The sequence below is a fragment of the uncultured Altererythrobacter sp. genome, from assembly GCF_913057185.1.
Classification (GTDB): Bacteria; Pseudomonadota; Alphaproteobacteria; order Sphingomonadales; family Sphingomonadaceae; genus Erythrobacter; species Erythrobacter rubellus.
Genome location: NZ_CAJXNK010000002.1, coordinates 43,921 through 66,767, shown reverse-complemented (window position 1 = coordinate 66,767; position 22,847 = coordinate 43,921). Strand labels below are relative to the sequence as shown.

Sequence of the window (22,847 nt, the reverse complement as noted above, 5' to 3'; positions counted from 1 at the left end):
AAGGTGCTTGCCTGTGGACTAGGGTCACCTCTTCAACGGAAACATCTTCCTATAGTTCAGACATCTCCACAGCCACTCAAGCGGACCGTAGCGATAACGCTCAAGCCACGGCTTGGACCACGCCAGGATGACAATCCATGCGGACAGAACGACCAGATAGAGCTGCGGTCGATTGAGCTCACCAAAAAGACCCAGCGCCCAGCCATGGAATACAAGCAGCATCAGAATCGATGTGCCGAGGTAGTTTGTGAACGCTGCGCGCCCGGCCGCAGCAAAGCGTTGCGCGAGCCATCCCTTCCAGCCTGGCCCGTAGACGGCCAGCAAGGCCATGATCCCGATCACCATCATCAGGCGCGGTAGTGGACTGACCCCCACGAATGCCACGAGCGTGCCATAATAGGTAAATCCGATCGATTGGACCCATAGGCCGATCAAAAGGTGCAGTAGACCGCCTCCTAAAAAGCCGATCCAGCCCCAGAACCGCATCCGGCCTGGATCAATGCCTCCATTGAAGAACCCAAGCCGATAAAGCCCCATCCCGATCAGCATCAGCGGCAGCGATTCCAGTCCAAAGAACAGCACGTTGGTCAGCGGCTCGAACCAGTGCTCTGAAAAGCGGTGCTCGACAAACCCGATGTAATCGCCTGATTGCTTCAACCCGGATTCGATCACATCATCCGCAAGCGTCTCTTGCTTACCTTCTTCAAGCCCGACGCGGGTTTCAGCCATCGCCACATTCTGGCCGAATGACGTGTCGGCAATAAAGTGCAGCGGCAACATCATGAGCGCATAAAATATTGCGCCGGCAAAATAGCCGAGCAACCCCACCTTGAGCTGGTCCTTGGGGCTCCAGCCCAAACACAATAGCGCGATGAACCCAATCACAGCGTAGTAGAACAGAATGTCACCGCGCCAGATGAAGAAGAAATGCACCATTCCGAACAACATTAGGAAGAATAGCCGCCGCGCTTGCAGCCAGCGCGTTTGCCCCCTTGCCCAGGCCCGCTCCATAAACAGATACAGCCCCACGCCGAACAGGACTGTAAATATCCCGCGCATCTTTCCGTCGATCAGCACAAATTGTGCGATCCACATCCAGCCGCCATCGTCTCCAGCGGGAACAAGGAATGTTTCAGGGAACATGTAAGCGCTAAACGGCTGCCCGAAGGCAACAATGTTCGCAGCCAGAATGCCAAGCACGGCAATCCCGCGCATCAGATCAAGGCTGCCGATACGCTCTGCAAGCCGGGCGTGCGCAGCCGCCTCCAAATCCGGAGTTACCGCTTGATCGGCCACAAGGATCTCCCTTTGCCCCTTTTTCGGAAGCCAACTTAACAGGCTTTCGGCACAAGCAAAGAGCCAACCAATCGGTCCAAGTTAACCTAAAAATAACGGTATCCTGCGATCCCCGTATCCAGAAGTCGCATTTGCGGCACCAACCTAAGGGCTAACCAGTGGGATTAAGGCGTTGCGAGTACTAACATTAGCATCGCAGAAAGGCGGATCGGGTAAAACTACCCTGTCAGGGCACCTTGCCGTACAGGCACAGCGCGCAGGCGCTGGGCCAGTCGTACTTATCGATATCGATCCACAGGGCTCGCTGGCTGATTGGTGGAACGAGCGCGAAGCGGAATATCCTGCTTTTGCTCAAACAACAGTAGCGCGTCTTGCCAACGATCTTCAGGTTCTGCGCCAGCAGGGCTTCAAGCTTGCAGTGATCGACACGCCGCCAGCGATTACCATGGCGATCCAGTCAGTGATTAGCGTTGCTGAACTGATTGTTGTGCCAACTCGCCCAAGCACGCACGATCTGCACGCTGTTGGTGCGACGATTGATCTGTGTGAACGTGCCGGCAAACCGCTGGTATTCGTAGTCAACGCAGCAACCCCGAAAGCAAAAATCACTTCGGAAGCTGCGGTTGCCTTGTCACAGCATGGCACAGTCGCTCCGATCACTCTGCACCACCGCACAGACTTTGCTGCATCAATGATTGATGGCCGCACAGTCATGGAAGTCGATCCGGAGGGCCGCAGCGCTGCAGAAATGACCGCGCTTTGGAAATATATCTCGGATCGTCTTGAGAAGAACTTCCGTCGCACCGTATTCGCAGCGCCCGGCACACAGCCGCAAGTTGCAAGCGCACATCGTCCGGCTGGCGGTTTCAGCCGCCGCGTAGCACAGTAAGCGGAGGCGCTGGCCATGTCTGAAGCCACATTAGCCTCTCTCAATCAGTCGCTGCTTGCACGCAAAGGTGGCGCAAAACCCGCCATGCGTCGGCAATCAGGACTGCCGATCGCAACTGCCACCGCAGAAGCGCTCGAAGATCTGGGCTGGAACGATATGGGCGGCGATGAGCTGTCCAATGTCGTGCCGATTTCACCGGCCTCGGACGATGCAGATGACGCACCGGTTCTGACGCTAGCCAAGAAGATCGCCGCGCCCGCCAATACAACAGCCGTTCGCAAGAGCGCTCTCAAGCAAGGCAAACGCGCTGCATTCACGCTGTGCCTGGATGCTGAGCGTCACCTCAAACTGCGCCTGGCTTCGACCATCAAGGGTCAAAGCGCACAGCAGATTGTGACTGATGCTCTCGATTCGCTTCTGAACGAGATCAAGGAACTGGACGCTCTTGACGCGCAAATGCCGCAGCATTGAGTGATTTGAGCAAGAGCAAGGGAAAGCCCTCATGAGCAAGACCGCACACAACACGCCAAAGATTGCATTCGCACTCAGCACCGCGCTGGTCAGCGTCGCACTTGCCGGTTGCACGACTTCTGCCGCGCCGCCCGCTTCTGTTTCGCTTGCAAAGGCGCAGGCTGCGATTGAAAAGGGCAAGGCTGCCAAAGCGGTTGAGTATGCGGAAGCCGCTGTCTTGGCCGATCCACGCAATGCGTCAAACCGTGCCCTGCTTGGTGCGGCCTATCTTGAAGCCGGCCGGTTTCAGGCTGCGGCGACAAGTTTTGGTGACGCGCTTGCTCTTGGCGACACCGACAACCGCACGGTTCTGAGCTATGCGCTGGCGCAGACTGCACTAGGCAACAATGCCGAAGCGATCCGCATACTGGACCAGTATGAAGGCCAGCTCGATCACGCTGACCGCGGTCTGGCACTTGCTCTGGCAGGCGAACCACGTGATGGCGTTCGCGTTCTCAGTAATGCACTGCGCGGTGGTCAGAACACAGCCAAGGTTCGCCAGAATCTGGCCTACGCCTATGCGCTGTCGGGCGACTGGCGCGCGGCTCGTGTGATGGCTGCCGAAGATGTGCCGGCCAATTTGGTTTCCGAACGCATCGCCGAATGGGCAGAACAGACCCGCTCGGAAGCTTTCCAAACGCGCGTCGCAAAACTGCTTGATGTCACGCCAACATATGATGCTGGTCAACCCATTCAGCTCGCTTTGGGCAACTTCCCGAGCCAGGATGTGATGGTTGCACAAGCTGCACAAGATGCAGTCGAACCTCAGGTGGCGGTTGCAGACACACAAAGCACCGAACTGGCCGCAGTTGACGCGGACGTTGTTTCGACTCTGATCGCAGCACCCGCTCGACCGGAGAAGGTTGCAGCTGCTGAGCAAGTTCAGGTGGCCTATGCGCCAACACCTCAGGTCGCTACCGCACGCGTGGTTTCGAACCCGGTGGTTCAGGAATTGCCCGCCAACTATCAAGCGGCAGGTCGCAAACCTGCCTCGCGTTGGGCGGCCAACACCTCACAACGCCCTATGGCAGCGACAAGCAACGCCACCGATGGCACGCATCTTGACCAGCTTGGCAGCTTCTAACCAGTGACGCAGCCGAGCGTGCATGGTCGATCTATCAAAGCCGCCATTCACAGCTTGACGGCCGCGATCTCGTGATCACCCAGGCTGAAGTCGATGGCAAAACCTACTACCGTGTAGCCGCCGCTGGATTCAGCGCGCGTGGTGCGGCTTCGATGTGTGCAACTTTAAAGGCCGGTGGTGCCGGCTGCATCGCACATGCCGAAAGCAGCCCGTTGCCAGGCGCAATTGATCGCGGTGTTCGCTTGTCTTCACGCTAACCAAGAGCTTCTCTCTCCAGCGAGAATAACCCCCGGGTGCGAAGGCGCTCGGGGGTTTTGCTTTGTTGGCTAGAACAGCCGCTTCCCGCCTTTCCAAAGCGCGGTTGCGCGGCCTTGCATCGGCTGTTTGTCAAACGGCGTATTGCCGGCGCTAGCAGACATTTTTGCGCTATCGACAATCCAGGGCTTCTCAGGATCGATTAACGCGATGTCCGCCTGATTTCCGGGGGTAATTTCGCCCGCATCAACGCCCAGGATCTTCGCCGGATTGCCGGCCAGAAGCGCAAAAGCGCGACCAAGATCAATCACTTCATCGCGCACCAATGTCATGGTCAGCGGCAAAAGGGTCTCCGCCCCCGCCATGCCGGGTTCGGCATCGGAAAACGGCAGGCGCTTGTCCTCGGGCCCGCGCGGATCATGCCCTGAAGCGATCACGTCAATCGTCCCGTCTGCAATCGCCGCTATGACCGCCTGACGATCAGGCTCGCTGCGCAAGGGAGGCGAAAGCCGCGCAAACGTGCGAAATTCAGCGGTCGCCAAGTCTGAGAGCATAAAGTGCGCCGGTGTTACACCTGCGGTAACGGCAACGCCGCGCGCCTTCGCCGCGCGCACCAGATCAAGCGCAGCTGCGGTGGTAACCTGGCGGATATGCAGTCGCGCGCTGCTCATCTCGGCCAGCGCGATGTCGCGCGCCACCGCCAGCACTTCGGCTTCGGCGGGCGCGCTGGGCAATCCCAGCCGGCTCGCCATTTCGCCAGCCGTCGCAGCGGCATCTCCGGCCAGTCCGCTGTCCTCGGCATGACTTACCACGACCAGGTCCAGCATGGCGGCATATTGCATCAACCGCAGCATCACGCCGCTGTCTGCGATCCAGCCGCGACCGGTCGAAAGGCCGCGCGCGCCGGCCTCTTTCATCAGGCCCAGTTCTGCCAATTGCTGACCGCCCAAGTCACGTGTGGCTGCCGCGAGCGGATGCACCCAAAGGTCAGGCTTCCCGCTCTTCGCGATATAGCTGACCCGGCTCGGCAAATCGAGCGGGGGGGATTGGTCTGGCATCAAAGCCGCGCGTGTAATCCCGCCGAAATGGAACGCGGGCTTGTCGACAGCGAATACACTCAGATCGACCAGCCCCGGAGCGATCACCCGTCCCCTCGCATCGACGATCTCGTCGCCATCTTGCGGTGCGATATCGCCTAGCGCATCGATCAGCCCGGCCACCAGGCGAACCACCCCCTCTTTCACGCCCTCGCCAGTAACGACGCGTCCGTTTGTAATTGTGATGGGTGAAGCCTGCTTCATGCCCAGCTCTCCACACCGCGCGTCTCGCGCGTCAGGATATCAAGGCATGCCATGCGTACCGCAACGCCCATTTCAACCTGCCGTGTGATGATTGAACGATCGATCATGTCCGCTACATCGCTGTCGATCTCTACACCCCGGTTCATGGGCCCCGGATGCATCACCAGCGCATCTGGCGCCGCGCGCTTCAATCGTTCCTCGGTCAGGCCGTACAAATGATGATATTCGCGCGCGGAAGGGATGAACTGCCCCTGCATCCGCTCAGTCTGCAAACGCAGCATCATCACCACATCACTGCCCGACAGCGCTGCATCGAAATCATGAAACGGCTCTGCTCCTATCGCCTCGACATTTGCCGGCATAAGCGCGGGAGGAGCGCACAAGCGTACAGTCGCTCCGAGAGCTTGCAGACACAGAAGGTTGGACCGCGCGACACGGCTGTGCAGAATGTCCCCGCATATCGTGATCGTGAGCCCGGTGAAATCCTCCGCCGTCTCACCGCGCGCCTGCAAGGCATGTCGCAGCGCGAGCGCATCCAGCAGTGCCTGCGTCGGGTGTTCGTGCTGGCCATCACCGGCATTGAGCACCGGGCAATCGACCTTGTCAGCAATCAACTGGGTCGCGCCGCTGGAAGCATGGCGGATAACAATTGCATCGGGGCGCATGGCATTCAAAGTGATTGCCGTGTCGATCAGCGTCTCACCCTTCTTCACGCTCGATTGCGCGGCATGCATATTGACAACATCCGCGCCCAGGCGCTTGCCCGCGATTTCGAAGCTCAGCAGCGTTCGCGTTGAATTTTCGAAGAAGGCATTGATAATGGTCAGGCCTGACAGCAGATCGCTGTGCTTGCTCCGCTGGCGGTTCAGACGGATCCATTGTTCCGCCTGATCCAGCACATAAAGAATCTCGTGGCGCTCCAGGTGTCCGATGCCCAGCAATCCGCGATGCGGAAACGCCATTCGCCCGGCCGGAAACCTGCCCGAACTGTGAGCCGCGGCAGGTTGATTTGCCTCGTATCCCGCTATGAATTCGCGCAACTTCGTGGCTGTGCTGCCGCGCAAATCACGGCCTGCCTTCAATTGCGATACGAACGGCTTGTCGTTCATCGCCAGCTCGCCGAAACGCGTTTCCGACATGTCATTTCGCTGGCAGAATTGTTCAATTTCAAAGAGCAAATCGTGCATATGGCGCCCTTTAAGTTGGATTTATCCAACCGTCCAGCCTGAATCGGCACAATCCACCGCTCAAGCTGTTGAACGAACCATATTGCGCACTCGACGGCATATTCGGCGAAAGAAGGTGGAAATTTGCAGCGCGCGCCCTAGTTTATGTACACAGTACCCGATTGAAAGATGACAATATGAGTTTTGCAGGCAAGGTTTGGCGGCTTCTGGTCGGGATCAAGGATGGCTTGGTTCTGCTGTTCATGCTGCTGTTCTTTGCGATGCTGTTTGCGATCCTGTCTGCGCGCCCTAGCCCCGGCATGGTTCACGATGGCGCATTGCTGCTTGAACTGGACGGCTATGTTGTCGAGGAACGCGCAGTCATCGATCCGATCCAGGCGTTTATCAACCAGCAGGCGCCTGTCACCGAATTTGAAGTAAACGAGCTTGTCCGCGCGATTGACGCAGCCGCGGGCGATGATCGTATCAAAGCGGTCGCGCTTGATCTCTCGCGTTTTCTGGGCGGTGGACAGGTCCATATGCAGGAAATCGGCGACGCGCTGGCGCGGGTTCGCGCGGCGGAAAAACCGGTTGTTGCCTATGCGCTGGCCTATTCAGACGACGCGTTGCATCTGGCTGCGAACGCGAGCGAGGTATGGGTTGATCCATTGGGTGGCGCCATCGCAGCGGGGCCTGGCGGGTCCTTTCTGATGTTTGGTGATCTGCTCGAAGAGTATGGCGTTAACGCGCGGATCTACCGCGTTGGCACATTCAAGGCCGCGACAGAGCCTTATTCACGCAATACTCTATCTCCCGAAGCACGCGAGAACATCGGCGGCCTGCTCGCATCCTTGTGGGAAGAGTGGCAAGCCAATGTGAAGAAAGCGCGGCCAGCGGCTGACCTTGAACGCGTGACGTCGGACCCCGTGGAGTGGATCCAATCAGCCAATGGAGATCTTGCCACAGCGGCGCTGAACGCTGGTCTGGTCGACAAGATTGGCAGCCGAGTTGAATGGGGAGACCGCGTAGCGGAATTGGCCGGCAAGGACAGCTGGAACGACATGCCGGGCGCCTTTGCATCGACCGACCTCAGGCCATATCTCGCTGATGTTGGTGAGGATCGAAGTGGCCGGGCGATCGGCATCGTTACAATCGCCGGTAATGTTGTTGACGGTGAAGCGGGCCCTGGAACCGCCGGCGGAGACCGGATTGCTGAACTGCTCGACAATGCCTTGAATGATGATCTGGCGGCGCTGGTTGTCCGCATCGACACGCCGGGCGGCACCATGACCGGATCTGAGCAGATCCGTCGCGCGATTTTGCGTCACAAGGATAAGGATATTCCCATCGCGGTATCAATGGCGAACATCGCAGCGAGCGCTGGCTATGCGATCGCTTCAACCGGAGACCGGATTTTCGCTCAGCCAGAGACAGTAACCGGCTCAATCGGTGTATTCTCGGTTATTCCGACGTTCGAAGGCACAGCCGAACGGTTCGGCATCAATGCGGACGGAATCCGAACCACGCCGCTGTCTGGCCAGCCGGATATCTTCGATGGCTTCACGCCAGAGGTGGATGCCATTCTGCAAGCAAGCGTAGAGGACAGCTACCGCGATTTCCTGAACCAGGTCGCTGAGGGACGCGGAATGGACGCTGCGCGGGTGGACGAGATCGGGCAGGGCCGCGTCTGGGACGGCGGCACTGCACGCCAGCTTGGGTTGGTCGACCAGTTCGGCGGGCTGCAAGAGGCGCTCGAATGGGCCGCCAAAGAAGCGGGTCTGGAAGACAATGGCTGGCATGCCAAACGGCTGGGAAGCGCGGAAACGAGCTATGATTCGCTGATCCGGCAGATACTGACGAACAATTCGGAAGCTCGCGCGCCTGCCGGCGATATGTTCGCCGTGTTCGCGCGGCAGCAGACCGGCCAGGTCTCACGCGCGCTTGGAGATCTTGAACGATTGACAATGGTGCAAGGGGTTCAGGCCTATTGCCTGGAATGCCCGCGTGAAGTGCGCGGAACCGATGGCGCTGCGATCAAAGGATGGCTCGCAAGGCTCAGGGCAATCCTGGCAAACTAACCGTTGTCGAAACAGCCTAGCTCTGGCCTTTTCGGGCAATCCCGTTGGCTAGCATGTCATTGACAGTCGCAGCGACCTCTTCCGGCGTTCGATTGCCTTTGTCCCATATTGCAAAGCGCAGGCCAACAAAGACATTCATCCCTATCAAGGCCCAGGCGTGAATTTCGCCCAAACCGGTGCGGCATTCGCCCGCTGCGGAACAAGCGGAGCGCCCCTCGCGTCAACGCTGGGCCTCGAAGGAACGCTGACCGGCTTCTATGGCGATCCGCGCCCGGTCTTCGTGACTGGCGAGATCCGCTTCTAAGCGAGTCCCAATACCACCAGCTTTCCCTGTGGCCCTGACCTGCATCTTGCGGGTCAGCGCCGCAATCTTTGTGCAGCAAGTCCGGTTCGCGCGCTAATCACTGGAAATGCATTCTGGCCTCGTGCATAGGCGCTGCCCATGCATGATATCCGATTTATCCGAGAGAACCCGGAAGCCTTTGACGCAAAGCTGGTACGGCGCGGGCTAGAGCCTGTATCCGCTAAGCTGATCGAAGCCGACGAGGTTCGCCGTGCCTCCGCGACGCGCCTGCAAGAAGCGCAGAACCGCCGAAACGAAGCATCAAAGCTGATCGGTCAGGCCATGGGCAAAGGCGACAAAGAAACCGCCGACGCGCTTAAAGCCGAAGTATCCGAGCTGAAGGAGACGCTGCCCGCCCTTGAAGAAACTTCACGCGCCGCAGAAAAGCAGTTGGAGGATATGCTTGCAGTCATTCCAAACCTGCCGGCTGACGATGTGCCCGATGGCGCTGACGAGAGCGACAACGTCGAAGTATCGACCTGGGGCGAAAAGCGCAGCTTTGACTTCGAGTCGAAGGAGCATGCGGATATCGGCCCCAATCTCGGCATGGAGTTCGACACCGGCGCAAAGATTTCCGGCGCGCGGTTCACATTCCTGCGTGGCGACATGGCACGGCTGCACCGCGCACTGGGCCAGTTCATGCTCGACCGGCAAACCCGTGAATATGGCTATACCGAATGCAATCCTCCCGTACTCGTCAAAGACGATGCCATGTACGGCACCGACAAACTGCCAAAGTTTGCAGAAGATAGCTTTCGCACAACGGATGATCGCTGGCTGATCCCCACGTCCGAAGTCAGCCTGACAGCTTCGGTAATGGGCGAGATTCTCGACGATAGCGCCCTGCCCATGCGACTAACTGGCCTGACGCTTTGCTTCCGCAGCGAAGCCGGTGCGGCTGGCAAGGATACGCGCGGCTTCATCCGTCAGCATCAGTTCGAAAAATGCGAACTGGTCAGCATCGTTCGTCCGGAAGATAGCGAAGCCGAACATGAACGCATGACCGAAGCTGCCGAGGCCATCCTGCAAGCGCTTGACCTGCCATATCGCAAAGTTTTGCTGTGCACCGGCGACATGGGCTTTGGCGCGCGCAAGACTTACGATCTGGAGGTCTGGCTGCCCGGACAGGGCGCCTATCGCGAAATCAGCTCGTGCTCGAACACTGGCGATTTCCAGGCGCGGCGGATGAAAACCCGCTATCGCCCCGAAGGCGAAAAGAAGACCGAATTCGTACACACATTGAATGGATCGGGCTTGGCAGTCGGGCGGACGCTGGTCGCCGTGCTGGAGAATTACCAGAACGCCGATGGTAGCATAACAGTGCCCGACGCATTGCACCCCTACATGGGCGGCTTGACCAAGCTGGAGCCAGCGGCCTGATGCGCATATTAGTCACCAATGATGACGGGATCCATGCCCCCGGCCTCGTGGTGCTGGAAGAGATCGCGCGTCAATTCAGCGACGATGTATGGGTCTGCGCGCCTTCGGACAATCAGACGGGTGCGGGGCACTCTCTGACGCTGTCCATGCCGGTCCGCTTGCGCAAGCACAGCGCGCGACGCTGGTCAGTCACCGGCACGCCGACCGATGCGATCTCGATCGGCCTCAAGCAAGTACTCGACAGCCCACCCGATCTGATCCTGTCAGGCGTCAATGCGGGCGCCAATCTGGGCGATGACCTTACCTATTCAGGCACAGTGTCCGCTGCGATGGAAGGCGCGCTTGCTGGCATCAAGTCGATCGCGATGAGCCAGGTGATGAAGCAGGAACGTCCCGCTTGGGATGACCGCTTTGCCGCCGCGCGCCACTGGGGCCCGAGAGCGATTCAGCCGCTGCTTGATGCGCCGTTCGAACTGCGCACTCTGGTCAGCATCAACTTTCCCTGCCGCGCGCCGGAAGATGTCCAGGGAATGCGCGTGGTTCGCCAAGGCTTTCATGACTATGATCGCAGCAGTGTGATCGAAGCGCGTGATCCGCGCGGCCAGCGCTATTACTGGTTTGGGCTGGATGCGATTGAACATACTCCCGATCATGGCACAGATCTGGAAGCGATCGCCGATGATTGTATCTCCATCACTCCGCTACAGCTTGACCTGACCCATCATGCTTCGCTGGCAGGGCTGGCGCAGCGCTTCGAAGGGCATTAGATCTACGACAGGAATGAAAAAGCCGCTCGACAGAATTGTGCCATCTCACCCGCAACGGCGCGTTCGCGGCAAGGGATTTAAGCCCCTAAGGCGTGCGGTCAATGTGCCGGTGTGGGGCGACCTTAGCATCCGTCTGGGCCTTGCCCTTCTGCTGCTTTCGATTGTTGTCCTGATCCATTGGTGGGATCGCGGCGGACTTCAGGATGCAGTCGATGGCGATGTCAGCTTCCTCGATGTCGTCTATTTCACGATGATCTCTGTCACAACGACCGGTTTTGGCGATATCACACCGGTTACAGATCGTGCGCGCATGGTTGAAGCGATCATCGTGACACCGATCCGCTTTGCAGTGTTCTTCATTTTCGTTGGCACAGCCTATAATTTCATCATCAAGCGCAGCTGGGAGAAGTGGCGCATGGCCCGTATTCAGGAAAACCTCGAAGGTCACATCATCGTTCTGGGGTTCGGTATCTCCGGCTCTGAGAGCGTGAATGAACTGATTGAACGCGGCACGGACGCGCGCAATATCGTGGTTGTGGACCCAAGCGAAGAACGGCTGAAAGAGGCGGAAAAGCTCGGCTGCAACGTCATTGCGGCAGACGCAACCCGCGATTCCACTTTGGAAGCTGTACGTATCCACCAGGCGCAGAACGTCCTGGTTTCGGCAGGCCGCGATGACACTTCGATCCTGATCGTGCTGACGGTGCGCCATCTTGCGCCGGACGTGCCGATCAGCGTTGTCGTACGTGCGGACGATAACGAGATACTCGCGCGGCAAGCCGGCGCGAACAATGTGATCAATCCGGTGCGCTTTACCGGGTTGCTGCTGGCCGGAAGCGCCAAGGGCGCGCATATCGCGGATTATCTGGCAGACCTCGCCTCAGTCACCGGCCGCGTCCAATTGGTCGAACGCAAGGTCACATCCGAAGAAGCCGGCAAATCCATCAGCGAACTCAGCTCGGGCGGGCGCGGTTTGCGGGTCTATCGCGGCGGCAAAGTTCTCGGCTTCTGGGAAGACGAGTGCCAGCAACTTGAGGCAGGCGATGTCGTGGTCGAGATTGTCCCGACCACGAATGGCGAAACAAACGGTGATGGCGCCTGAAGCCCTAGGGCAGATAAGCGTGCACCGTTCCCATCGCGATATAGAACAATAGCCAATAGCTCGCGTCGATAAAGAACAGCCCTTTGCTTTTCTGGCTGAAGAGATAATTCGTGCCGATAGCCGGGACAATGAACCCCAGCGCCGCACCGAATGCTGTCATGATCTTTGCGACAACTGACAAATCAGCGCCGACATCAGCATAGCTATGAAAAGTGTGTGCCAACGTCCAGCTGGCGAGCAGCGAGAACAGTAACGCACCGCCATAGATCAGCGGCATATTGCCTTCCTTGATCTTTTCTTCGGTCAGGCCAACCGCGCCCATCCACTTTTTGCCCATGACCGGGCCATACCATATCCCGCCAACAACAAACCCTGCGAAGGCAGCGAGAAAAACACCAATCCAATTGACGGCAAACAGATCCATAACATCCTCCCCGAAATCCGGTCCGATAGAGACTGGCTAGCGCGTTTGCGCGCGCTCGTGTAGTGGGCGCGCCAACTATGAACAAAACTGCCACGCAATTACCCGAAGCCAAGAAAGTTGGCATGGTTTCACTCGGCTGCCCAAAGGCGCTGGTCGATTCCGAACGTATTCTCACGCGCCTGCGCGCCGATGGTTATGCGATGAGCCCGGATTATACCGGGGCTGACGTGGTGCTGGTCAACACTTGCGGCTTTCTCGATTCCGCCAAGGAAGAAAGCCTGGCCGCGATTGGCGAAGCGATCGCTGAAAATGGCCGTGTGATTGTGACAGGATGTATGGGCGAAAAAGCTGACGCGATCCGCGCTGCTCACCCGCAAGTTCTGGCCGTAACTGGCGCGCATCAATACGAACAGGTCGTGGAAGCAGTGCATAAGCATGCGCCACCAAGCCAAGGCCCATTTGTAGACCTCATCCCGCAGCCGGATGTAAAACTCACTCCGCGTCACTATAGCTATCTGAAGATCAGCGAAGGCTGCAATCACTCCTGTGCATTCTGCATTATCCCGGACCTGCGCGGAAAACTCGCTAGTCGGCGGGTCGATGCTGTCCTGCGCGAAGCAGAAAAACTGGTGGCGGCGGGCACGAAAGAACTGCTGGTGATCAGCCAGGATACGTCTGCCTACGGTGTCGATACACGACATGAGGCCCGGACGTGGAAGGGCCGCGAAGTGCGCGCGCATATGACCGATCTGGCGCGTGAACTGGGGCAACTCAAAGCACCGGATGGCGAACAGCCGTGGGTGCGCCTCCACTATGTCTATCCATACCCGCATGTCGATGCGGTGATCCCGCTGATGGCGGAAGGCTTGCTTACGCCATACCTCGACATCCCTTTCCAGCACGCTTCGCCCAAAGTGCTCAAGGCAATGAAGCGCCCCGCGAACGAAGCAAAGGTGCTTGAGCGGCTGAAGGGTTGGCGCCAAATCTGCCCCGATATCGCCGTGCGTTCGAGCTTCGTCGTCGGCTTTCCGGGCGAGACCGAAGAAGATTTCCAGTATCTGCTCGATTGGCTGGAGGAGGCTCAGCTCGACCGCGTTGGCGCGTTCCGTTTCGAGCCGGTCGAAGGTGCGCAGGCCAATGCGCTGCCCGATCACGTGCCTGAGGAGGTCAAAGAAGAGCGCTATGCCCGCGTGATGGAAGTGACCGAGCAGATCAGCGCGGCTAAACTTGAGGCAAAGATCGGCAAGACCTTGCTCGTGATCATCGATGAGGTGGGCGAGCCAGACGAAGATGGCGACATCGGCGCAACCGGCAGATCACAGGCCGATGCGCCAGAAATCGATGGTGCGGTTTATCTCCGCAATGTCGCGGCGACGCTCAAGTCAGGTGACATTGTACAGGTCGAAATCGAAGATGCCGACGCGCACGATCTGTTCGGGGTGATTGCCTAGCCTAAAAGGGCCGCCCTAACTACTTGCCCGCTCCAGCAAGCGCACCCGTACACGCCGTATGCTGGGATGTTCTACCTCTTCACCAGCTGTCACCGCTTCAACCAGCAAGCGACCCGCCTGATCAAGATCGGGCTCAATGGTCGAAAGAGGCGGATTTGAGAGCTCGCCAGCAGGGATCCCGTCGAAACCGACGACTTTGACCTTGCCCGGCATTTCGATTCCTGCGGCCTGAAATGCTTCCAGAACTCCAAACGCAATGGCGTCACACACGGCGAACACGCCGTTAAACGCCTTGCCACTGTCGATCAGCGCTTTGGCCGCAAGGCGCCCCTGTTCGCGGCGTTCCCGACCGTGTTCGATTTCAATCAGTTCCGCAGATTTGCCGAGCTTCCTGGCTTGATCGAGAAAACTGTCCGTGCGTTCGGCAAACTGGCGCTGAACCGAATCGTGCGACCCGATGCACACGAGATTCTTGCACCCGCGCTGCACAAGGTGGTCAGCTGCCAGCCGCGCACCAGCATCATTGTCCGAACTGACCCAGTCGAGATCACCCAAGGGCGAGCCCCAATAGGCGATCGGCTGGCTCGTCTCGCCCACTTTGCGGAAATAGTCCCAAGCTGCGCGATTTGCGGTGGTGCCGATCACGATCAGCCCTTCTGCCTGCCCGCGTTCGACATAGTGGCCGAACAGCTTGTCTTCGTCGGCTTGCAGAGAGACCAGGACTTCCAGCCCGCGATCCGCGGCAGCTGCGCAGATGCCCCCCAGCAAGGCGTAGGAGAACGGATTGACATCGCGCGCACCGCCGCCCGGCTTTGATATCACAACTGTCGCCAACGTGCCTGTATGCCCGCGCCGCAGTCGCGCTGCGCGTTCGTCAACGAAATAGCCCAGTTCGCTTGCGGCTTCGAGAACGCGGGTTCGCGTTGCCTCTGTAATAACAGCGGAACCAGACAATGCGCGCGAAACTGTCGACTGGCTGACGCCAGCCTTTTCAGCCACGTCAAAACTTGTGACGCGCATAGGCTTGCGGGTCGCGTCCATTTCTCTCCCTTTCATGGCCGAAATTCTTGTTACGGTCCGTGCATAGCTATGCGATGCTATGGCCGAGAATTGTGCGGTGCGCTAGATGGTGGTGAGACCATCCTTGGGAGAAGCGTTTAGATGGAAGTGTCTTCGACAGGCAGCGAACAGTTTACCGCTGACCGAATCTTGCTGTTCGGGGCCACAGGTGACCTCGCGCAGCGTATGCTTTTGCCTTCGCTCAGCGCGCTGCATGCTGACGGCCTGATCGCTCCTGATTTGAAGATCATTGGCACAGCTCGGTCTGAAATGTCCGATGCGGAATTCCGCAACTTCGCCCGCGAAGCTTTGGAAAAGTATATGCCCGCCGAGCGACGCGGCGGAATGGCAGAATTCCTGAACCGACTCAGCTATCAACCGCTTGATGCAACTTCGCTGGATGGGTTCAAGGAACTGGCGGAAAAGGTCGGTGAGCCCAAGCAAGGCCTGGCAATCTTCCTGTCGACAGCACCCAGTCTGTTTGAACCGACCATAAAAGGCTTGCAGCATGCCGGGCTCGACGGCGCAAACGTGCGCATGTGCCTGGAAAAACCGCTTGGCACCGACCTTAGTTCAAGCTGCGAGATCAATGATGCAGTCGCGACCGCATTTCCGGAGGACCGGATTTTCCGGATCGACCACTATTTAGGCAAGGAGACGGTCCAGAACCTGCTCGCGCTGAGGTTTGCGAACCTCATGTTCGAACCGATCTGGAATGCAGCGCATATTGACCACGTCCAGATCACTGTCGCTGAGACTATCGGTCTGGAATCGCGCGTCAGCTATTATGACGACAGTGGCGCACTGCGCGACATGGTACAGAACCACATGCTGCAATTGCTTGCATTGGTAGCCATGGAGCCGCCCAGCGACTTTGACGCAACTGCCGTGCGCGACGAGAAGGTCAAAGTCCTGCGTGCCCTTCGAAAAGTTGCAGTCGGAGATACTGTAATCGGACAATATCGCGCTGGCGCAATCAGTGGCGAAGCCGTGCCAGGCTATGATGACGAACTCGGCAAGGATTCCGGCACCGAGACGTTCGTTGCGATAAAGGGCCATGTCGACAATTGGCGCTGGAAAGGCGTGCCGTTTTACCTGCGTACCGGCAAACGCCTGCCTGAGCGTGTGACCGAAATCGTAGTTCAATTTCGCTGCGTGCCGCATTCGATCTTTGCTGGCAAAGGCGCGACGATGCAGCCCAACCGGCTGGTGATCGGAATCCAGCCGGAAGAGAATGTCACTTTGTCACTTATGACCAAAGTGCCCGGGCTTGACCGCGAAGGCATTCGACTTCGCCAGGTTCCTTTGGATATTGCCATGCCTGATGCCTTTGTAGGGCAACACCGCCGGATCGCCTACGAACGGCTGCTGCTGGATCTGATCGAAGGTGATCAGACGCTATTCGTTCGTCGTGACGAGGTAGAGGCGCAGTGGCAGTGGATCGATGCCATTCGCGAGGTTTGGCAATCGAGCGGGCAAACACCGAAAACCTATACAGCGGGCAGTTGGGGCCCAAGCGCCGCCATAGCGCTGACAGAACGTGACGGAGTAAGCTGGCATGAGTGAATTGAACTCAACTATTGCCAAAGTGACCGCGCGCGTGATCGAAAAGTCGCGCGATAGCCGTCAGTCCTACCTGGATCTGATGGATCGCGAAGCGGACCGCATGCCCGATATGAATGCGGTATCCTGTTCGAATCTCGCGCACGCTTTTGCCGGTGCGGTCGAAGATCAGGAGACGCTCCGCCAAGGTACGAGCCCCAATATCGGCATCGTGAGCGCTTACAACGATATGCTGTCCGCGCATCAGCCCTATGGCCGCTACCCTGAACGACTGAAGGTCTACGCCCGTGAAGTTGGCGCTACCGCGCAAGTGGCTGGCGGCACGCCTGCCATGTGTGACGGTGTGACACAGGGCGAGGACGGGATGGAACTCTCGCTCTTCAGCCGAGATGTGATCGCGCTGTCGACCGGTGTCGCGTTGAGCCATCAAATGTATTCGGGCGTGGCGCTGCTGGGCATTTGCGACAAGATCGTGCCCGGCCTGATGATAGGTGCGCTGCGTTTCGGCCATTTGCCCGCCGTTTTCGTGCCATCTGGCCCGATGCCCAGCGGGATTGCCAACAAGGAAAAACAGCGAGTCCGCCAGCTTTATGCAGAAGGCAAGGCGACCCGCGCCGAACTGCTCGAAAGCGAAAGCGCCAGCTATCATTCGCCCGGTACTTGTACCTTCTTCGGCACCGCTAATTCGAACCAGATGATGATGGAGATGATGGGGATGCACATCCCCGGCAGCGCCTTCATCCAGCCCGGCACAAAATTGCGCCAAGCGCTGGATCGCGCCGCGGTGCATCGCTTGGTCGAGCTAGCCGGGACGCGTGAACGCAAGATGGCAAAGATGGTTGACGAAAAAGCGATCATCAACGCTGCCGTCGGCCTGCTCGCCACCGGCGGATCAACCAACCACGCGATCCATATCCCCGCAATGGCTCGTGCAGCGGGCGTTCAATTCGATTGGAATGATCTCAGCGAGCTTTCCAGCGTCGTGCCGCTGATCGCGCGCGTCTATCCCAATGGCGAAGGCGATGTGAATCATTTCCATGCCGCAGGCGGGATGGGATATGTGATCCGCGAATTGCTCGACGCAGGTCTGGCGCACCGCGACATCCTGACCGTGTGGGATGGCGATCTTTCGGCATACGGTAAAGAACCAGGCCTCGACGAGAATGACGAGCTCGTCTGGCGCGAGGTCGGGTCAAGCGGCGATGAAACCATGCTCAAACCCGCCAGCGATCCGTTTCAGGCCGATGGCGGCATGCGGCTGGTACAAGGCAATCTGGGCCGCGGCTGTTTCAAGTCCTCCGCAGTTGCCAAAGAACGCTACACTGTCGAGGCACCATGCCGCGTATTCGAAGATCAGCCTTCTGTCGCAGCGGCGTTCAAAGCGGGCGAGCTGGACAAGGATGTTGTGGTCGTGGTCCGTTTCCAGGGACCGCGCGCCAATGGCATGCCCGAATTGCACAGCCTGACGCCGCCGCTCGGCGTCTTGCAGGATCGCGGGTACCGCGTTGCGCTGGTGACTGATGGCCGCATGTCGGGCGCATCGGGCAAGGTCCCCGCCGCGATTCATGTCACACCCGAAGCGCTCGGCGGCGGACCGCTGGCCAAACTGCGCGATGGAGACATTGTGCGTGTATGCGCAACGACCGGCGAGCTTTCGACCACCGCCGATCTCGACAGCCGGGCACCCGTGCCCGATCCAGCGGCGGATGTGGGCGTAGGGCGTGAGCTTTTCGCCATGTTCCGCAATCTGGCAGACGGCGCGGAGCAAGGCGGCAGCGCGATGCTGAAAACAGCGGGGCTTTGATGAGCGGCGGCGTAACCGAGATCGTTACCGTCGATATCGGCGGCACACACGCGCGCTTTGCCTTGGCTCAGATCGCCGCCGATGGCGCGATTACGCTGGACGAGCCCGAAACACTAAACACCAGTGATCATGCGAGCTTTCAGACTGCATGGGAGGATTTCCGCAAACGCAAGGGCGGCTCGCTTCCGTCTGCTGTCACTATGGCTGTCGCCGGGCCGGTAAAGCACGATCTGATCCGCTTCACCAACAACCCGTGGATCATCCGCCCGCCATTGATCGAGGAAAAGCTGGGCTGCACGCATTTCACGATCGTGAATGATTTTGCTGCTGTTGCGCACGCTGCAGCACGCGCACCGAACGAACAATTCCTGCATCTGGCGGGACCCGAAGAGGATCTGCCTGCTTCCGGAACCATTAGCGTTGTCGGCCCTGGCACCGGGCTTGGCGTGGCGCACTTCTACCGCGATGAAGACGGAAGCTACCGCGTCCAAGCCACCGAAGGTGGGCACGGCGACTATGCCCCGCTCGACAGCATTGAAGACGCCATCCTCGCGCGGCTGCGCAAGCGGCACAATCGCGTGTCTGACGAACGCGTCGTATCGGGCCCTGCAATTGTCGACATTTATCAGACGCTTGCCGCCTTGGAGCACCGCTCGATCGATCCCGACCTTGATGACCGCGCGATCTGGACACGTGGCACGACAAACAAAGACAGCTTAGCATCGGCGGCTGTGGATCGCTTCTGCCTGGCTTTGGGCTCGGTCGCAGGTGACATCGCATTGGCCCAAGGCGCCAGTGGCGTCGTGATCGCGGGCGGCCTCGGCTATCGCATCCGCGACACACTGCTCGCGTCGGGCTTTGCTGACCGTTTTGCCGCCAAAGGGCGCTTTGCCGGAATGATGGCGAACATGCCTGTTAAACTGATTGTGCACCCGCAACCCGGCCTGTTCGGCGCGGCAGCGGCATTTGCAAGGGAACATTCGAAATGATGGACGTGGAAAGCGTCATGCGCTTGGCACCTGTTGTGCCCGTGATCGTGATCGACGAGCTAGAACATGCTGTGCCGTTGGCCGAAGCACTGGTCGCAGGCGGACTGCGCGCGCTTGAAGTCACATTGCGTACCCCTGTGGCACTCGATGCGATCAAGGCAATGAAGCAAGTGCCGGGTGCGGTAGTGGGCGCGGGTACTGTGACGAATGCAGACGAATTGGAAGACGCGCTGGAAGCAGGCGCGGAATTCATCGTCTCGCCCGGACTCACAGAACCACTTGCACGCGCAGCAATCGCTTCGCAAGTCGCCTTCCTGCCCGGAACAGCGGACGCCAGCGATATCATGCGCGGGCTGGATTTGGGCCTGAGGCATTTTAAATTCTTTCCCGCTATGGCGGCGGGTGGCTTGCCCGCGTTAAAGGCGCTGTCCGCGCCATTCGGCCATGTAAAATTCTGCCCAACAGGCGGGATCGGGCCAGACAATGCGGCAGAATGGCTTGCCCATGACGCTGTGCTGTGTGTGGGCGGCAGCTGGGTTTCGCCGCGGGGCGTGCCGGACAAGGCCATGATTGAAACGCTCGCCCTCGATGCGGCGCAGCTTGGTTCATGAAGAACGTCAGCGATCTTCTTGAACATCTGAGCGGCCTCCATGCGCGTACGCGAGAGACGCCACTGTTCAATCCTGTCTTTCAGCTGGGCCTTGATCTCTCTCGCAAACTTGAATCGAGCGAGATCAATCTTGACGCGATCGAGGCGCTGGTCGCGGAACTGGAATGCCAGAGCATGCAAAGCCGCGCCAAGCGCTTGCGGCGATTGGTCGCACCGGTTTCGCCAGCAAAGAACCATGCCGCGCTGGCGGCCGCGCTGACGGAAGAAGATTTCGACGCCTTCCGTGCGCGCTGGGAACGCCCGCAACTGCACGCGGTGTTCACCGCCCATCCAACCTTTCTTCTAACGCCGGCGCAATCGGCAGCGGTTGCCGATGCTGCGAGCAGCGAAGAAGATATCGGCGCGAACGCCTGTGTCGCCAATGCCGACCGCCCAGCAGTGACACTGGAATACGAACATGGTCGCGCCATGCGCGCGATTGCCAATGCGCAGGATGCGCGCGATGCCATTGTTGGTGAAGTGCTAGAGCAAGCCGCAGACAGGTTTCCCGACCAGTGGCACGACTTTGCGCCGCTGCCTTTCCGTTTTGCAAGCTGGGTCGGTTACGACATGGACGGACGAACCGACATCAAATGGTTCGATTCGATCGGCTTCCGCTTTTCTGAAAAAGTTGCCCGATTACAGCGCTATACAGCATCTCTTGAAGCTATCGACGAGCAACACGCGCTACTTGAGACACTGCGCCCTGCCCGCGCCTATGCTGAAGCGAGAGCTGCCGATTTCGCGGAAGACTTGAGCGAGCCCGAGGCATTGTCGAAAGCGGCAAACACGCTGACAGCGGATCATCCGCACAAACTGCTCAGCCTAGCGCCGATCATCACATCGCTGGAAGAAGAAGCGGCCGGTGCTGACGTGGCGCGCGCAGTGCAGCTCAAAACGCTTGCTGCAGGGATGCGTGCCGACGGACTTGGCATGGGCTGGATCCATTTCCGGGTAAATTCAAGCCAGCTCCACAATGCGATCCGTCGCCGGATTGACCCGAACAACACGCTCGACCTGGCCAGCAAAGGCGCCATGGTGGCGCTGCGCGACATTCTTGCCCGGGTTAAGCCGCTGCGGACCAACTTTGCCGCACTGGCGATCGAGAGCTCGACCGCGATCCGCCAATTCATCGCGATGGCGCAGATCATCGAGCATATCGATGGGGACGCACCGATCCGCATGCTGATTGCGGAATGCGAGCAGCCCTCCACGATTCTGGCGGCGCTCTATTTCGCCAAGCTGTTCGGGATCGAGGACAAGGTTGATGTCTCCCCCTTGTTCGAGACAGAGGGCGCGCTTGAGCACGGTGGGCGTTTCCTGGATGCCCTGTGCCGCGAAGAAATCTATCAAGACTACGTGCGCAAACGTGGCCGGCTGGCAATCCAAACGGGCTTCTCCGATGCGGGACGGTTTGTCGGGCAATTGCCCGCCAGTCTGGCGATCGAGCGGCTGCAGGGTCGCCTGAGCGAAGCGATGGACAAGAATGGTCTGAACGATGTTGCAGCGCTGATCTTCAACACTCACGGCGAGAGCATGGGCCGCGGAGCGCATCCGGACAGTTTCGAAGACCGTCTGACCTGGCCGCTAAGCCCGTGGGCCAAGCGACGTTTCGCGCGCGCAGGAATCAAGCTTGAGCCTGAAGTCAGCTTCCAGGGCGGCGACGGCTATATGTTCTTCGCAACGCCAGAGCTGGCGCGCGCCACACTGACCCGGATTGCCGAGTTGCAACCTGCCCATACTGATCCAGATGCGCCGGCTGATCCGTTTTATCGGCGCACTGATCTCAGCTTGGACTTTTATCGCGCAATTCGCCGCCATCAGCACGAGCATCTGGAAAGCCAGACCTATTCGCGCGCGCTGACGGCCTTTGGCCTTGGGCTACTGAATTCCACCGGCAGCCGCGTTTCCCGCCGCCAAAGCGATATTCGCGCTGACCGCGAGATGAGCCTGCGCCAGATCCGCGCCATTCCGCACAACGCGATCCTGCAGCAGCTGGGCTATCCGGTGAATATCATTTCCGGCATCGGCAGCGCGGCAGATGGCAATTATGAAGAGCTTGCAGCGCTGATCATGGAAAGCGAGCGCGGGCGCCAGCTGATCCGGCTGGCGCGAAGCTCCAACGCGCTGGCAAGCATCAAGACGGTTGCTGCGCATGGCGAGCTGTTCAACAGCGCTTATTGGGCCAGCCGCCCTTATCGCGGCATAGAAGGCCACCTGTCCGATGCCTGTGAGGCGCTGGCAGAGTATCTGACCAAGGATGACCGTGCGGGCGTGTATCGCCGGCTGGCATCGCGGCTGAGGGTTGATGCGCTGAAGCTGCATCGCCTGCTCGATCTGATCCCGGACGAGAATCCGTTAGAGGATCGTGAGAATATCCGCCGCACGATCGGCGCTGCACAAGCGCTGCGTTTGGCGTTGCTGCAGCATATGTTCCTGCGCGCTGTATCGGTGCCGGTTTTCAGCCGGGCAAACGATATCAGCCGCGATGATGTGTTGGAGATGGTATTCTCGCTGCGCGTCGACGATGCTTTGGTGCAAATGCGCCGGGCCTTCCCAACGCACTTCCCGCAGATGACCGATTTCGCGGTCGATGCCCCCAGCGACTATCCCGACAGCACCGGCGAAAGCTACGCCAATATCGCGCGCGACTATATCGATCCGATCGAGCGCGCATACGGGCTCTGTTTGAGGCTATCTACCGCTATTGCAAACGTGTTCGGCGCGCACGGCTGAG

At 59.1% G+C, this 22,847-nt stretch carries 20 protein-coding genes; 15 read left to right on the top strand and 5 right to left on the bottom strand.

The genetic code is table 11. The features are described from left to right. Nucleotides 1–24: 24 nt before the first annotated feature. Nucleotides 25–1,296, bottom strand: coding sequence for a DUF418 domain-containing protein (locus tag QZ487_RS08125; RefSeq protein WP_296024187.1), 1,272 nt, complete (start codon nt 1,294–1,296; stop codon nt 25–27). A 172-nt stretch (nt 1,297–1,468) separates the two neighbouring features. Between QZ487_RS08125 and QZ487_RS08120 the strand changes: the two genes are divergently transcribed. From QZ487_RS08120 to QZ487_RS08105, 4 genes are read left to right on the top strand one after another with little or no spacing between them, the layout of a single operon-like run. Then, the gene (locus QZ487_RS08120; protein ID WP_296024184.1) at nt 1,469–2,185 is read left to right on the top strand and encodes a ParA family protein; all 717 of its coding nucleotides are present in this window, start codon (nt 1,469–1,471) and stop codon (nt 2,183–2,185) included. Nucleotides 2,186–2,200: 15 nt separating this feature from the next. Further along, a complete protein-coding gene (locus QZ487_RS08115) occupies nt 2,201–2,656 on the top strand; it encodes a hypothetical protein (protein WP_285975700.1) in 456 nt (151 codons plus the stop codon). Between the two features lie 31 nt (nt 2,657–2,687). Then, entirely contained in the window at nt 2,688–3,779 is a 1,092-nt protein-coding gene (locus QZ487_RS08110; RefSeq protein WP_296024181.1) for an SPOR domain-containing protein, read from the top strand. A 29-nt stretch (nt 3,780–3,808) separates the two neighbouring features. Continuing rightward, entirely contained in the window at nt 3,809–4,036 is a 228-nt protein-coding gene (locus QZ487_RS08105) for an SPOR domain-containing protein (protein WP_285977010.1), read from the top strand. A gap of 69 nt (nt 4,037–4,105) precedes the next feature. On the opposite strand, the gene QZ487_RS08100 is transcribed toward QZ487_RS08105, so the two are convergent. Then, nucleotides 4,106–5,335, bottom strand: a complete 1,230-nt coding sequence (locus QZ487_RS08100; RefSeq protein ID WP_296024179.1) for a dihydroorotase family protein — start codon at nt 5,333–5,335, stop codon at nt 4,106–4,108. Continuing rightward, on the bottom strand, nt 5,332–6,297 hold the full coding sequence (locus tag QZ487_RS08095) for an aspartate carbamoyltransferase catalytic subunit (protein ID WP_296025310.1): 966 nt from the start codon (nt 6,295–6,297) through the stop codon (nt 5,332–5,334). Before QZ487_RS08095 ends, QZ487_RS08100 begins: the two co-directional genes overlap by 4 nt. Nucleotides 6,298–6,683: 386 nt before the next feature. On the opposite strand from QZ487_RS08095, the gene sppA reads away from it, so the two are divergent. The 5 genes from sppA to QZ487_RS08070 all read left to right on the top strand — a co-directional run bounded on the left by sppA (nt 6,684) and on the right by QZ487_RS08070 (nt 12,171). Further along, nucleotides 6,684–8,579, top strand: coding sequence for a signal peptide peptidase SppA (gene sppA, locus QZ487_RS08090; protein ID WP_296024177.1), 1,896 nt, complete (start codon nt 6,684–6,686; stop codon nt 8,577–8,579). A gap of 157 nt (nt 8,580–8,736) precedes the next feature. After that, the gene (locus QZ487_RS08085) at nt 8,737–8,883 is read left to right on the top strand and encodes a hypothetical protein (RefSeq protein ID WP_285975704.1); all 147 of its coding nucleotides are present in this window, start codon (nt 8,737–8,739) and stop codon (nt 8,881–8,883) included. A 138-nt stretch (nt 8,884–9,021) separates the two neighbouring features. Then, on the top strand, nt 9,022–10,302 hold the full coding sequence (serS, locus tag QZ487_RS08080; protein WP_296024175.1) for a serine--tRNA ligase: 1,281 nt from the start codon (nt 9,022–9,024) through the stop codon (nt 10,300–10,302). Further along, nucleotides 10,302–11,069 carry a 5'/3'-nucleotidase SurE gene (surE, locus tag QZ487_RS08075; RefSeq protein WP_285975706.1) on the top strand — a complete coding sequence of 256 codons (768 nt, stop codon included), beginning with the start codon at nt 10,302–10,304 and terminating at the stop codon, nt 11,067–11,069. Before serS ends, surE begins: the two co-directional genes overlap by 1 nt. A gap of 13 nt (nt 11,070–11,082) precedes the next feature. After that, on the top strand, nt 11,083–12,171 hold the full coding sequence (locus QZ487_RS08070; RefSeq protein ID WP_296024174.1) for a TrkA family potassium uptake protein: 1,089 nt from the start codon (nt 11,083–11,085) through the stop codon (nt 12,169–12,171). A 4-nt stretch (nt 12,172–12,175) separates the two neighbouring features. On the opposite strand, the gene QZ487_RS08065 is transcribed toward QZ487_RS08070, so the two are convergent. Then, nucleotides 12,176–12,595 (bottom strand): DUF1761 domain-containing protein, encoded by a 420-nt coding sequence (locus QZ487_RS08065; RefSeq protein ID WP_296024173.1) that lies wholly within the window; start codon nt 12,593–12,595, stop codon nt 12,176–12,178. 77 nt (nt 12,596–12,672) lie between these two features. Here QZ487_RS08065 and rimO point away from each other — a divergent pair, with 77 nt between their 5' ends. Then, on the top strand, nt 12,673–14,046 hold the full coding sequence (gene rimO, locus QZ487_RS08060) for a 30S ribosomal protein S12 methylthiotransferase RimO (RefSeq protein WP_296024172.1): 1,374 nt from the start codon (nt 12,673–12,675) through the stop codon (nt 14,044–14,046). 15 nt (nt 14,047–14,061) lie between these two features. Here the strand turns inward: rimO and QZ487_RS08055 are convergent, their stop codons facing one another. Continuing rightward, the gene (locus QZ487_RS08055; protein ID WP_285975710.1) at nt 14,062–15,102 is read right to left on the bottom strand and encodes a LacI family DNA-binding transcriptional regulator; all 1,041 of its coding nucleotides are present in this window, start codon (nt 15,100–15,102) and stop codon (nt 14,062–14,064) included. 105 nt (nt 15,103–15,207) lie between these two features. Here QZ487_RS08055 and zwf point away from each other — a divergent pair, with 105 nt between their 5' ends. Genes zwf through QZ487_RS08030 form a run of 5 tightly spaced genes read left to right on the top strand, consistent with a single transcriptional unit; the run spans nt 15,208 to nt 22,846 of the window. After that, nucleotides 15,208–16,671: a glucose-6-phosphate dehydrogenase gene (zwf, locus tag QZ487_RS08050; protein WP_296024170.1), complete on the top strand. Its 1,464-nt coding sequence runs from the start codon at nt 15,208–15,210 to the stop codon at nt 16,669–16,671. Further along, nucleotides 16,664–18,472, top strand: a complete 1,809-nt coding sequence (gene edd, locus QZ487_RS08045) for a phosphogluconate dehydratase (protein WP_296024169.1) — start codon at nt 16,664–16,666, stop codon at nt 18,470–18,472. The genes zwf and edd overlap by 8 nt, the downstream gene beginning before the upstream one ends. After that, complete coding sequence (glk, locus tag QZ487_RS08040) at nt 18,472–19,461, top strand: glucokinase (RefSeq protein WP_296024168.1); 990 nt, start codon at nt 18,472–18,474, stop codon at nt 19,459–19,461. The genes edd and glk overlap by 1 nt, the downstream gene beginning before the upstream one ends. After that, complete coding sequence (gene eda, locus QZ487_RS08035) at nt 19,458–20,072, top strand: bifunctional 4-hydroxy-2-oxoglutarate aldolase/2-dehydro-3-deoxy-phosphogluconate aldolase (RefSeq protein ID WP_296024167.1); 615 nt, start codon at nt 19,458–19,460, stop codon at nt 20,070–20,072. Before glk ends, eda begins: the two co-directional genes overlap by 4 nt. Beyond that, the gene (locus QZ487_RS08030) at nt 20,069–22,846 is read left to right on the top strand and encodes a phosphoenolpyruvate carboxylase (protein WP_296024165.1); all 2,778 of its coding nucleotides are present in this window, start codon (nt 20,069–20,071) and stop codon (nt 22,844–22,846) included. The genes eda and QZ487_RS08030 overlap by 4 nt, the downstream gene beginning before the upstream one ends. Nucleotide 22,847: the final 1 nt, after the last annotated feature.